The 12,456-nt window shown below is 45.7% G+C and carries 11 protein-coding genes; 5 read left to right on the top strand and 6 right to left on the bottom strand.

What is annotated here, in order from left to right; genetic code table 11:
• Positions 1–22 precede the first annotated feature (22 nt).
• The 5 genes from NLG07_RS03770 to mpl all read right to left on the bottom strand — a co-directional run bounded on the left by NLG07_RS03770 (position 23) and on the right by mpl (position 4,551).
• Positions 23–1,090 (bottom strand): MJ1255/VC2487 family glycosyltransferase, encoded by a 1,068-nt coding sequence (locus NLG07_RS03770; RefSeq protein ID WP_254856371.1) that lies wholly within the window; start codon positions 1,088–1,090, stop codon positions 23–25.
• Between the two features lie 7 nt (positions 1,091–1,097).
• On the bottom strand, positions 1,098–1,613 hold the full coding sequence (locus tag NLG07_RS03765; RefSeq protein ID WP_254856370.1) for a phosphatase PAP2 family protein: 516 nt from the start codon (positions 1,611–1,613) through the stop codon (positions 1,098–1,100).
• Between the two features lie 86 nt (positions 1,614–1,699).
• Positions 1,700–2,524 carry a S1/P1 nuclease gene (locus NLG07_RS03760; RefSeq protein WP_254856369.1) on the bottom strand — a complete coding sequence of 275 codons (825 nt, stop codon included), beginning with the start codon at positions 2,522–2,524 and terminating at the stop codon, positions 1,700–1,702.
• Between the two features lie 37 nt (positions 2,525–2,561).
• Complete coding sequence (locus tag NLG07_RS03755; RefSeq protein ID WP_254856368.1) at positions 2,562–3,188, bottom strand: flavin prenyltransferase UbiX; 627 nt, start codon at positions 3,186–3,188, stop codon at positions 2,562–2,564.
• 4 nt (positions 3,189–3,192) lie between these two features.
• Positions 3,193–4,551, bottom strand: a complete 1,359-nt coding sequence (mpl, locus tag NLG07_RS03750; protein ID WP_254856367.1) for a UDP-N-acetylmuramate:L-alanyl-gamma-D-glutamyl-meso-diaminopimelate ligase — start codon at positions 4,549–4,551, stop codon at positions 3,193–3,195.
• A 151-nt stretch (positions 4,552–4,702) separates the two neighbouring features.
• On the opposite strand from mpl, the gene NLG07_RS03745 reads away from it, so the two are divergent.
• On the top strand, positions 4,703–5,674 hold the full coding sequence (locus tag NLG07_RS03745; protein WP_254856366.1) for a class 1 fructose-bisphosphatase: 972 nt from the start codon (positions 4,703–4,705) through the stop codon (positions 5,672–5,674).
• 65 nt (positions 5,675–5,739) lie between these two features.
• Positions 5,740–6,198 (top strand): DUF3299 domain-containing protein, encoded by a 459-nt coding sequence (locus NLG07_RS03740; RefSeq protein WP_254856365.1) that lies wholly within the window; start codon positions 5,740–5,742, stop codon positions 6,196–6,198.
• 24 nt (positions 6,199–6,222) lie between these two features.
• Here the strand turns inward: NLG07_RS03740 and uvrA are convergent, their stop codons facing one another.
• A complete protein-coding gene (uvrA, locus tag NLG07_RS03735; RefSeq protein ID WP_254856364.1) occupies positions 6,223–9,048 on the bottom strand; it encodes an excinuclease ABC subunit UvrA in 2,826 nt (941 codons plus the stop codon).
• A gap of 148 nt (positions 9,049–9,196) precedes the next feature.
• On the opposite strand from uvrA, the gene NLG07_RS03730 reads away from it, so the two are divergent.
• The 3 genes from NLG07_RS03730 to NLG07_RS03720 all read left to right on the top strand — a co-directional run bounded on the left by NLG07_RS03730 (position 9,197) and on the right by NLG07_RS03720 (position 12,423).
• Positions 9,197–10,546: an MFS transporter gene (locus NLG07_RS03730; RefSeq protein ID WP_254856796.1), complete on the top strand. Its 1,350-nt coding sequence runs from the start codon at positions 9,197–9,199 to the stop codon at positions 10,544–10,546.
• Positions 10,547–10,560: 14 nt separating this feature from the next.
• Positions 10,561–11,073 carry a single-stranded DNA-binding protein gene (gene ssb, locus NLG07_RS03725; RefSeq protein WP_254856363.1) on the top strand — a complete coding sequence of 171 codons (513 nt, stop codon included), beginning with the start codon at positions 10,561–10,563 and terminating at the stop codon, positions 11,071–11,073.
• A gap of 306 nt (positions 11,074–11,379) precedes the next feature.
• Complete coding sequence (locus tag NLG07_RS03720) at positions 11,380–12,423, top strand: rod shape-determining protein (protein WP_254856362.1); 1,044 nt, start codon at positions 11,380–11,382, stop codon at positions 12,421–12,423.
• Positions 12,424–12,456: the final 33 nt, after the last annotated feature.

The raw sequence follows: 12,456 nt of genomic DNA, 5'->3' as shown, positions 1-12,456 counted from the left end.
GTCTTCTGAGTGAGATTTTACGCTAATAGATTAATTCACGTGCTCGTTTTAATACGTCTGCGGGAAAGGTCACTTGTTTCCACAAGGCCTGACACAATGTTTGTGTGTCATTATAATCTTGAGCCAGTAACCAATTCACCAAAACCTCTGGCGTTTTAGGATAAGCAATGATTGGATTATCTTTGAGTGATAACCAATCTTCAATCGTTTCTGAACTCAAAATACCCATGTCTTCGCATAATCCAAGAGCCTTTAACGTAACGATGTTAGATGACTGCTCAAATTGCCCGTTAAGTGGTTTCAACAACAGCTTTTTACCTAGGCGTAGACTTTCTGATGATAACTCAAAGCCCCCATTACCGATGACTCCTGCGCAGTGTTGTAAGGCGTATTTGAAGTTGGGTTTAGATAGGGGTTGCAAGGATACATTTGCCTGCTTTGAAGCCTCTTTGATATCCGGATGAAACACTACAAAATCCTGCTCGGAAATTGGCTGCAACACGTCTATCACTTCGGCTAGATCTTCAAATGGCAAATAGACAACAACTGATTCTCGATTCGGTCGTATGATGGGTTCTTCATGAATAAATGGAGGAATAATCGGGGAACCAAAATGATACCAATGTACCCCTAGACTGATATCACAAGGGGCAAAGTATTTCATGATAAGTTGGTCAGTAAAGCCTTTTCCTGATTGTGGAACAGGATATTGGAAGGCTGCTTGATGCGAGATACTGATGGATTTTATTCCTTGTCTCTTCGCCGCCCACGCTGTTATTGGCTCAAAGTCATTGAGCACCAAATCGTATTGGCATAGATCTAATTGTTTTATATCTCGATAGGCTTGAATCGGGCTATTTTGACTAACTGTTTTCCACGGATCCACGCATCCTTTGTGTGTGAAAAATGTCAGCCCTCGGAAAGTGCGATACTCCCCGAAGACTTCCATATCAAAATAAGCATCTGCGTCTCGTCCTGAGAAATAAAAGTCCACCGTGACATCATCCCTGAGCGCAAACGCTTGTGCCATAATTCGAGCGCGAGCAATGTGGCCATTCCCTGTCCCTTGCACGCCGTAACATATTTTCATTATTATTTTAGATTCCTTTCAAACTCATTATCCCAATGAGTGTTCCTAAACTTGCACCAAGTATCACGTCAGTTGGGTAATGCACCCCCAACAAGATTCGACTCATACCGATCCCGTATGCCCAAAGGTACGCTATCGGCATGACAGCCGGATAAAAGTAACTCAACATGTAAGCCATCAAAAACGCCGCCGCAGTATGGCCACTTGGCAAACTGAATTTATCCGATGGCGTAATGTGCGCCTTAAAATTTTGCAATAAGTCTGCAGGCCGTGCCCGTTTGAACATTTTTTTCAGCATTAGGTAAATGGGTATCTCTAATGCATAAGCCATTAAAGCAGTATACAAAAATGTTTTACCATGCTGTGGTTCAAACAACCACAAAGCGATACCTATGAGCAGATATAAGTGCCCATCACCCGTTCTGGATAAGTAGATGATCCGACGACATTGTTTGTGTTGCGTGTAGCGATAAATCCAAACCACAATTTGGGTGTCTATCGCTGTAATCGCGGCTAGTCTCATCAAATCCACCAATTCGTTTTGATAGATTTAACCTTACTTAACTTTTATGACTAATCGGTGACACTTTGTTTAAACTAGTGTGACGATTATTTGGATTGAGGTGCAAATAATGTATTGAGATAGGCAGCAATACGAACGCCAGCCATCGACAAACGACGTTTGACCGTAGGTGAATGATCGTAGAGATATTGCCATGATAATTGGCATTGCTCCATCTCAGCACAACGACGATACTCACCTGATTGCGGATAGGTGTCATCGCGTAACGCTTGGCTTTCATTGATATAGACTAAGGGATCTGATGTAGACCAAGCCTGTCTTTGTTGCTCTGTGATTTTGGGGCTCAGCCACTGATACCATTCGGTATACGAAAGCTGTTTACGATCAATCAAACCACTATCCCACACTCGGTGAAGATTGGACATTTCCCAAAAAAACTCAAGCTTCACATCATTGCCACCGCGGTCAGTACCGTTGCCAACATGCAATGGTTGATGCAAATCACCAATAATATGCACGATAAAATGCACTGCACGGCGACGCAACTCAACTGATTGTGCTTTGTCTGTCGCAATCTTACTAAACTTCATAAGTGCCGTATAAGCATCGCCCTGCTTTGGTGCATGATGTTCATCGTGATAGGTTTCACCATTAGGAACAGTGACATAATGATAGGGACCGGCTTCTTTTTGCCAAAATGGGTCTGGATTAGAGCGATTATCATCCGCATATGTGGATATTTCAGCGAGAGACTCATGCGGAAATAATACCTTTAACGCTTCTTGTGCATCTTTGGAGAGGTAATCTTGTGCAATCGCACCTGATACTCGATGACCTATTTGCCCCCAAGCCAAGGCCTGTGCCGAACCTAACACCAAACACATTGCAATAATTAACTGTAGATATTTCATGACTGCCTCTTAATTTTATTTTATTCGACACAAAAGGCTATTTGCCGTAGCCCCAACGCTGCATAATATCTTGTGACACACCAACATGGTCCAAAATACGCGCCACCACAAAATCGACCAAATCACCAATAGATTGAGGTTCATGATAAAACCCCGGAGCTGCCGGCATGATCGTTGCGCCCATGTTAGAAAGCTTGAGCATGTTTTCAAGATGAATACTCGAAAAAGGCATTTCTCGAGGCACTAGAATGAGCTGTCCACGTTCTTTTAGCACCACATCGGCACCGCGCTCAATCAAGTTGTCCGAAGCGCCCATCGCTACTGCTGATAATGTACCAGTGGAACATGGACAAATTATCATTTGTTTGGGAGCAGCCGAACCAGAGGCCACAGGAGAGAACCATTCGTCTTTTCCACAGACAATAATCTGATCAGGTTGCGCCGCAAAGCGCTCAGTAAAAAATGCTGCTTGAGCATCTTTACCTGAAGGTAATTGCAATTGCTCTTCTGTGGCAAATACCACTTTGGCTGCACTGGAGATTAATACATATACTTGATAATCCGCTTTAACGAGCAACTCCAATAAGCGCAAAGCATACGGCGCACCGGAGGCACCTGTAATGGCCAGTGTGATGCGTTTTTCCCATGGTGTAGGTACAGACATTTGGTTATTCTCCGAACTTCTCGCTAAGTGCGTCAATGAGTTTACCGTGGATCCCTGCAAAACCGCCATTACTCATCACCAAAATATGATCCGACGGCTGTGCTTCAGCCACAATAGCGGCAACGAGCTTGTCCACATCTTGATAAGAATGCACAGGCACAGTACTGGCATTGGCCACTTCGTGCATTGACCAACCTAAGTTGGCCGGTTCAAACAAATAGACTTCGTCTGCATCCGACCAGCATGAGGCTAGCGCGTCTTTATGCACGCCTTGCTTCATCGTGTTAGAACGCGGCTCCAATACCGCTAATACGCGCTGAACGCCTACTTTGGCTTTTAAACCTTTGACCGTAGTGGTGATCGCAGTGGGATGATGAGCAAAATCATCATACACGGTGACATTGTTGACTTTGCCTTTGATTTCCATACGCCGTTTGACGTTGACGAACGATGTAAGGGCCTTGATTGCCACATCACATGTCACTCCGACATGATGCGCCGCTGCGATGGCCATCAAACCGTTATGCACATTATGATCGCCAATTAAGCTCCATTCTACATTCCCTTGAAGCTCGCCATGATAATATACTGCAAAGCGCGAACCGTCTTCACTGAGCTTATCAGCCGCCCAATCGCGAGACAAAAACTCTTGCTCTGACCAACACCCCATCTCCAGTACATCTTGCATATTATGGTCGTGTTTTTCGGAAAGAATTAACCCGTTTTGTGGCACTGAGCGCACAAGGTGATGAAATTGTTTTTTAATCGCGTTCAAATCATCAAAAATATCCGCATGATCAAATTCAAGGTTGTTCAACACCAAAGTACGCGGTCGGTAATGCACAAACTTAGAGCGTTTATCAAAAAAGGCACTGTCGTATTCATCGGCCTCAATCACAAAGAAGTTGCCTTCACCCACACGCGCAGACACGCCAAAATTCTCTGGCACGCCCCCAATCAAGAATCCAGGTGTATAACCGGCGTCTTCCAAAATCCACGCCAGCATCGAGGAAGTCGACGTTTTGCCATGAGTACCCGCCACACCAAGCACCCATCGGTCTTTAAGTAAATTATCCAACAACCACTGCGGACCAGAGGTATAGGGTAAGCCGCGATTGAGTACATATTCTACTGCGGGATTACCGCGCGACATGGCATTGCCAATGATCACCATATCCGGCTCAGGTTCAAACTGACTGACATCATAGCCCTCAGTTAAAGTGATCCCTAATTGCTCGAGCTGGGTGGACATCGGTGGATAAACATTGCGGTCTGAGCCTGTTACGGTGTGGCCTAACGATTTGGCAAGCGCAGCAATACCGCCCATAAAACTGCCACAGATCCCTAAAATATGTACATGCATGAAAGTAGGATGCTTTTATGATTAGATTTATGGGGTAATACTTTAGCAGATAATGGTATGAGATCGAAGCTGGGATTTAACATTACCTCGGTTTTTCGTTACACTTAATACTGACCCTACATCTACAATTAATACAAGGACATAACGTCTTATGAAACGACTCAATTCCCGGTTGCAACAGGATGGTGCGCCTCTTGAGCTCATCTTATTGATCCGTACCTTATTAGCCGGCTGTAAAGAAATATCATTCCGTGTCAGCCAAGGTGCGCTAGCTGGAGTGCTTGGTTCAACCTTATCCGAAAATGTACAAGGCGAAACCCAGAAGAAACTCGATGTCATCTCGAATCAAATCCTAAAAGACACATTGTCTGAGTCTGGCTATGTCAAGGCAATTTCCTCTGAAGAAGAAGACGATGTCGTGCCGTGCAATCCCGATGGTAAGTATCTAGTGAGTTTCGATCCGCTGGACGGCTCATCTAATACTGAAATCAACTCATTGATCGGAACAATATTTTCTATTACACATGCCCCACAATGGCTAGACGCGGATGATCCTTCTGCATTTTTGCAACCTGGTACGCAAATTGTCGCCGCCGGCTATGTGCTATATGGACCCTCTACTATGTTGGCGATGTCTACGGGTAACGGTACACACTTGTACACGTTAGACAAAACCCATGGCGGATTTTTGGTGACCCAAGCCAATATTCAAGTGCCTCGCGAAACCTCAGAATTTGCGATCAACGCATCGAACCAACGTCATTGGCATGCACCGATGCAAGCTTATATGACCGATTTACTTGCAGGTAAAGAAGGCCCTAGAGGTCGCGATTTTAATATGCGCTGGGTAGCGGCAATGGTCGGGGATATCCATCGTGTACTGTGTCGCGGCGGTATTTTTGCTTATCCACAAGACAAACGCGACCCTAAAAAACCCGGTAAGCTTCGCTTGCTGTACGAAGCCAATCCTATGGCCTTTTTGATGGAAAACGCTGGCGGTGCTGCCAATACTGGTAACGGTAGGATTTTGGAAGTCATGCCGACTGAAATACATCAGCGTGTGCCAGTTTTGATGGGCTCGGCCGATGAGGTAGAAACCTGCTTGAGCTATTACGCAAAGTAATCACCTGTATGAATTATACTTAACACTGTTATACAATATCTCAAACAACAATGGTTGGGGTTAATATGCGGTTTTTAATGGTGTTAAGTATATTAGTGAGTAGTTTTGTACTCGCTCAAGAGCCAGTGGAATTGTATTGGGAAGACATGGTGCCTCAAGACTTTGTGCCCTCCGATGTCACAATTGATCATCAAATGAACATGAGTCAAGCTGATCCAAACGCGCCTGTGTTGGAATCATTGAACAATCGCTTGGTCAAAATCCCAGGATTCGTAGTCCCGTTAGAAGGCACGGCAACTCATACCAAAGAATTTTTGTTGGTACCTTACTTTGGTGCCTGTATTCATGTTCCACCGCCACCCTCTAATCAAATCGTGCATGTGACTTTTGCAGAAGGCATTCCAATTGAAAGTCTTTATGATGCGGTATGGATCACTGGCAAACTAACCACCACTCGCTGGGAAGGCGATATTGCGTCGGTTGGCTATTCCATGAAAGGTATGGCCGTAGAGTTGTTTGAGTAGATCCAATAGCACCTTAAATACTCCCTATTGCAACATAGGCTTTAGAAACCGACCAGTATGTGAGACGGTTGATTCGGCAACTTCTTCTGGCGTGCCTTGGGCGATGATTTGGCCCCCTCCTGAACCACCCTCTGGACCGATATCAACAATCCAATCTGCTGTTTTTACCACGTCTAAGTTGTGCTCAATGATCACCATGGTATTGCCCGCATCCCGTAAGCGATGCAGCACCTCAAGCAGTTGCTTGATATCATGGAAGTGCAAACCCGTCGTTGGTTCATCTAAAATATACAAGGTTTGTCCTGTATCGCGTTTAGACAGCTCTTTGGCAAGTTTCACACGCTGTGCTTCACCACCGGATAACGTCGTGGCAGCTTGGCCTAAACGAATATAGCTTAAACCTACATCCATCAAGGTTTGTAGTTTGCGATTAATTGCTGGGATCGCATCGAAGAACTCGCGCGCGTCTTCGACCGTCATCTCTAAGATTTCGTGGATATTTTTGCCTTTATAGCGAATTTCTAGCGTCTCACGGTTGTAGCGTTTTCCTTTACACACGTCGCACGGAACGTATACATCGGGCAAAAAATGCATTTCGACTTTGATCACCCCATCACCCTGACATGCTTCACAACGACCGCCTTTGACGTTGAAGCTAAACCGACCTGGCTTATAGCCGCGTGACCGCGCTTCTTGGGTACCGGCAAAAATTTCTCGAATCGGCGTAAATATTCCAGCATACGTCGCAGGATTAGATCGCGGAGTACGACCTATCGGGGATTGGTCAATATCTACGACCTTGTCTAACTTATCCAAACCAGTAATGGACTTATACGGTGCTGGCTCATTGGTCGTCGCGTTGTTTAGTTCGCGCTGGGCTATTTTGTAAAAGGTATCGTTGATCAAGGTCGACTTACCTGAACCTGACACCCCTGTGACACAGGTCATTAAGCCCGTTGGGACTTTTAACGTCACATCTTGCAGATTGTTGCCCGTCGCACCAGTTAAGGTTACCCAACCACCTTTTTTGGGTTTATTGCGTTTGGTTGGGACGTCTATTTTTTCTCGACCTGACAAATATTTCCCCGTTAACGAATCGGGAGAACCCATAATATCGTGCATAGTCCCTTGGGCGATGATTTCACCACCATGCACACCGGCTCCGGGACCAATATCAATCACATGATCAGCTTCTCGGATGGCATCTTCATCGTGCTCAACCACCAACACCGTATTACCCAAATCCCGCAAGTGTCTCAACGTTTTAAGTAAACGCTCGTTATCACGCTGATGCAGGCCAATACTTGGTTCGTCGAGCACATACATCACTCCAACTAAACCGGCTCCAATTTGACTTGCTAAGCGAATGCGCTGCGCTTCACCACCCGATAACGTATCGGCACTGCGTTCTAGCGTGAGGTAATTAAGACCAACATTGACTAAGAAATTAAGACGATCCTGAATTTCCTTTAGGATTTTTTCAGCAATTGCCGCTTTTTGCCCCTGCAGCTCCAAGTCATTAAAAAACTTCAACGAGTTTTCAATCGACATGGTCGTAATAGTCGGTAAGCTAGTGTTACCAACAAAGACATTGCGAGCTTCCAGACGCAATCGAGAGCCGTGACATGCCGAGCAAGGTTGCTGTGAGAGATATTTGGATAATTCTTCACGCACTGTATTGGACTCAGTATCCTTGTAGCGGCGCTCCATATTGGGGATAACTCCCTCAAAAGGATGCTTGCGCTGCATGATATCGCCACGCTCATTGATGTACTTGAAATTAATGGCCGTTCCTTTAGAACCATGTAATACAATATCAATGTGTTTTTTATCTAAGGTATTAAGGGGTTTCGTCAAGTCAAAGCCATAGTGATCAGCGACCGCTTGTAGCATTTGGTAATAATAAAAACTGCGCTTATCCCAGCCTCGAATCGCGCCACCCGATAAGGAAATTTCATCGTTAACTATGACTCGCGACGGATCAAAGAATTGTCTCGTGCCCAAGCCATCACAGGTTTGGCAAGCTCCAGCTGGGTTATTAAACGAAAATAAACGCGGCTCTAACTCGACAATACTGTACCCACAATGTGGGCACGCAAAGTTAGCTGAAAAAATGATTTCTTCTTTGTCTGGTTCGTCCATGTACGCGATTTTGGCATTACCACCAGACAGATTGATTGCCGTCTCGAATGACTCAGCAAGTCGTAATTGCAAATCATCACGAACCTTAAAGCGATCGACCACCACTTCAATGGTGTGTTTTTTGTGCAGATCTAACGAAGGAGGGTCCGATAAATCACATACTTCACCATCAATCCTTGCACGAATATAACCCTGAGCAGCAAGTGCCTCGAGGGTTTTGAGATGCTCCCCTTTGCGCTCTTGTACCACGGGTGCCAATAACATCAGCTTTTCACCTTCAGGCATCGCCAATACTCGATCCACCATCTGTGAAATGGTCTGAGCGTCTAACGGCACATCGTGATCAGGGCAGCGCGGTGTGCCAACCCGAGCAAATAACAATCTTAAATAATCGTAAATCTCGGTGATAGTGCCTACGGTCGAACGGGGGTTATGAGAGGTGGATTTTTGTTCAATCGAAATCGCTGGAGACAAGCCTTCGATCAAATCAACGTCGGGCTTTTCCATCATGGATAAAAACTGCCGAGCGTAAGCAGAGAGCGATTCCACATAGCGCCGTTGTCCTTCGGCGTATAATGTATCAAACGCCAAAGACGACTTACCAGAGCCGGATAAACCGGTGATCACGACAAGCTTGTCGCGAGGAATGTCCAAAGAAATATTTTTTAAATTATGGGTGCGAGCGCCGCGTACTTCGATTTTATCCATGGATAACCAAATGCGTATAAATAGCAAACCTGTAGTATGCCATAAATGTGTGTTTTATTAGAGACTTTTACGCAATCCACTGTGTATTGATCACATTGGGTCAAGCTGTGGTAGAATTCGCGAACTTTTTACTCTTTTTTGAATGATTTTGAATCCAACTGAATTAAGAGCGGCCTTTTCACTTGCTGCAATTTATATGAGCCGTATGCTAGGCCTATTTATGGTCATGCCTGTTTTGGCTATTTTGGCTTCGCAATATCACGATTATACGCCTCTATACATGGGACTGGCCATTGGGGGGTACGGTCTGACCCAGGCTATCTTACAGATCCCGTTCGGTATGCTTTCTGACAAGATTGGCCGTAAACCCGTGATCATTGCTGGTCTGATCGTCTTTGCCATTGGTTCGCTGCTAGCGGCTCAAGCTGACAGTATGGTGTGGTTGGTCGTTGGTCGAGTGCTGCAAGGAGCTGGTGCCATTGCGGGTGCCGTCATGGCGTTAGCCGCTGACGTTACTCGAGAAAACCAACGCACTAAAGTGATGGCTATCATTGGCATTAGCATTGGCTTATCGTTCTACCTCGCTTTGTTGATCGGCCCGGCATTAGCGAATAGCGGAGGGTTATCAGGGATTTTTTATCTTACGGCCGGACTGGCATTGATAGGTGTGTTACTGGTTGTTTTTGCGGTACCAAATGCCGTAAACATCGCCCCGATGGGGGATATTTTACCGCAGACGACTCAGCTCAAACACATGTTATTTCATCCTCAACTTGCCATTTTGAACGTCAGTGTGTGCATACTGCATTTACTCATTACGGTTTTATTCATTCAATTGCCTGTGTTGCTCGATGCTCAAGGACTAGACTTAGCCCATCAGTGGCAAGTGTATCTCCCAGTTTTGTCAATGTCTTTAGTTGGGTTATTGGTCCTGATTCGAATGGGGGAACATTGGGTAAAAAGCACTCTATTGCTATCGGTGATACTGTTGATGTGCGCATTTTGCGGTTTGTGGTGGAGTCATCACAATGACGCATTTTCACTGTTCTGGTTGATCGGTATTGGTGTGATATTTTTTACTGGTTTTAACTACCTAGAAGCTCACTTACCTTCTATGGTATCGAGTATCGCACCTGCCGGCGCCAAAGGCAGCGCTATGGGAATCTATGCGAGCAGCCAGTTCTTTGGTGCTTTTTTAGGCGGCACCCTAACTGGTCTATTGGCCAGTAGCTTTTCTAACGCCGTTCTATATACTGTGGTCATTGGCGTATGCATCGCATGGCTTATTTTATTGTCACGCCTGCCTAGGCAAACCCGCTTTAAAAGGGTTACACTTAGCGTCAATATTGCACAATGGTCGGTCGCCGAGCTGAGCGATACACTGCGCCAATTGGATGGCGTAGTCGACATCACCATTGTGGAAACCGAACAAGCAGCGTATCTCAAAGTCGACACAACGCATTTTGATCTCGCGCAAGCACAACAAGCCGTACAATAAGACAGAGGTGAGTCATGGCATCAAGAGGCATTAACAAAGTTATCATCGTTGGCAACCTTGGCAACGACCCAGAAATACGCTATGCGCAAAACGGGAACGCAATCGCCAATTTAAGTGTTGCAACCAGTGAAACCTGGAAAGATCAACAAGGTCAACCTCAAGAAAAAACCGAATGGCACCGCATCGTTATGTATCGACGTCTTGCCGAGATTGCCGGTGAGTATCTTAAAAAAGGATCTAAAATTTACATTGAAGGTAAATTGCAAACCCGCAAATGGCAAGACCAATCCGGCAATGACCGTTACACCACAGAAATTGTTGCCAACGAAATGCAAATGCTCGACAGCCGTGGCGAAGGCAGCATGGGTGGAGGCAATATGGGCGGAGGCAATATGGGTGGCGGTGCGCCACGGAACAATCCAGCGAGTGGCAATACCGGAGGATTCAAGCCATCTGCCGCGCCACAAAAACCAACCCCTCCCGTCAGTGAGCCTGACTTTGATATGGACGACGATATTCCATTCTGAGTCAGCGAAGGCAGTAACAGAAAATCCATTTAGTTGTAACGAAAAAGGGCCTGTGTTAACACAAGCCCTTTTTGTTAAAAGCGGTAACCAATGCTTATCCCCACTACAGGTACACTGCCGATTTCATAAAAAGTTGTTCCCTCATCCAACGGCACGATCATTCCGGTAAGTAAACGAAAATTAACTGAGTTTAAGAAGTGGCTTGGGTAATTTGAGAGTCGAAGCAAAAAACACATGAAAATCATTGCAACTTACCCTAGAATACAACGTTATTGCTGGCAATAGATAACTATAAATAGGCTGTACATGTTTAAAAAACTCCGTGGTATTTTTTCCAATGACCTATCCATCGATTTAGGTACGGCAAATACATTGATCTATGTGAAAGGTCAGGGCATTGTCCTAAATGAACCTTCTGTAGTCGCCATCCGTGAAGAACGTGCAGGCTCACCTCGCAGTGTTGCCGCCGTCGGCAGTGACGCAAAACGCATGTTAGGTCGAACCCCTGGGAATATAAAAGCCATCCGCCCGATGAAAGACGGAGTCATTGCCGACTTTAATGTCACAGAAAAGATGCTTCAGCATTTTATCAAACAAGTTCACGATAATAATTTCCTATTACCATCGCCGCGAGTGTTAGTATGTGTCCCGTGTGGCTCAACGCAAGTCGAACGACGAGCAATAAAGGAATCTGCGGAAGGTGCCGGTGCTCGTGAAGTGTATTTGATTGATGAACCCATGGCTGCCGCCATCGGTTCAGGGCTACCGGTATCAGAACCCACTGGTTCAATGGTAGTGGATATCGGCGGTGGTACCACAGAGGTGGCCATTATCTCTTTGAACGGCGTGGTGTATTCATCTTCCGTCCGTATCGGCGGAGACAAATTTGATGAAGCCATTATCAACTATGTGCGCCGCAATTTTGGTTCATTAATTGGTGAAGCAACGGCTGAGCGAATCAAACACGAAATTGGTGCTGCGTACCCTGCTGAAGAAGTCAAAGAAATTGAAATTCGCGGGCGGAACCTTGCTGAAGGCGTACCTCGGAGCTTTTCACTTAACAGCAACGAAATTTTAGAAGCTCTACAAGAGCCTCTCACTGGCATTGTTTCCGCTGTCATGGTCGCGTTGGAGCAGTCTCCACCAGAACTCGCGTCAGATATTTCTGAGCACGGTATGGTCCTAACCGGCGGTGGCGCTCTCTTGAAAGACCTTGACCGTTTGCTCATGGAAGAAACTGGGATACCTGTCGTGATCGCCGATGACCCGCTGACCTGTGTAGCTCGCGGGGGTGGCCAAGCATTTGACTTGATTGATTTGCACGGTGGTGATTTGTTCAGTTACGAATAAATACGCAAAGGCAACTCAAGTTGCCTTTTTTGC

The organism is Alteromonas sp. LMIT006 (assembly GCF_024300645.1).
Taxonomy (GTDB): domain Bacteria; phylum Pseudomonadota; class Gammaproteobacteria; order Enterobacterales; family Alteromonadaceae; genus Opacimonas; species Opacimonas immobilis.
The sequence above is the reverse complement of the archived record's forward strand: the minus strand, read 5'-3'. Positions and strand labels throughout refer to the sequence as shown.